This is a genomic window from Campylobacter sp. CNRCH_2016_3089, from assembly GCF_025772505.1.
GTDB lineage: Bacteria > Campylobacterota > Campylobacteria > Campylobacterales > Campylobacteraceae > Campylobacter_D > Campylobacter_D lari_D.
The window spans coordinates 1-594 of record NZ_JAKMSF010000060.1; the positions used below are offsets into that span (position 1 = coordinate 1).

Here is a 594-nt window from a genome sequence, read left to right on the forward strand (position 1 = left end):
AAAGGATAGAAAATGACAAGAGAACAAGCAGAACTAATTATAGAAGAAGAAAAGTTGATTGATACAACTTGGTATCCTTCTTATAAACATTTAGGGGAATATCATCTTACTATGTGGTTTAATCCTAACAATAATAAATATGAAACTTTCTATGTTGGAGAAAGGGGGAGTGTTAGTCTTAACTATTCTTTTGATAGTGAAAAAGAAGCTATTGATAAAATGTTGCAAGAAAATTATTGGCATAAATATCATGATATCAAGGACATTAAAGAATATCTAACAAAAGAAGTAGCACTAAGAATCATCAAAGAAGAAAATCTAGAAGTGATTTGGTATGATGAAGCACCTAAACCAACACGAGCAGGTATTAAACACGATAAACAAAGAGATAAATATATTTCTTTTATCACTAATGCTAAAGCAGAAATTATAGAATACAGAAGTATTGAGTTTGATGGGATAGATACAGTGAAACTTTTGAAAGAATAATTAACGATGAATTTCTAGCCCTTTATGCTCTTATCAATCGTGCCAGAATGATTAAACAAAATAAGATTAGCTTTATATAAATACTTTCCTTATGATTTAATATAA

The 594-nt window shown here is 28.5% G+C and carries 1 pseudogene; it reads left to right on the forward strand.

Annotated features, from left to right (window positions below):
* Window positions 1-12: 12 nt before the first annotated feature.
* A pseudogene (locus L8W69_RS09250) lies at window positions 13-569 on the forward strand (hypothetical protein).
* The last annotated feature ends 25 nt before the right edge of the window (window positions 570-594 follow it).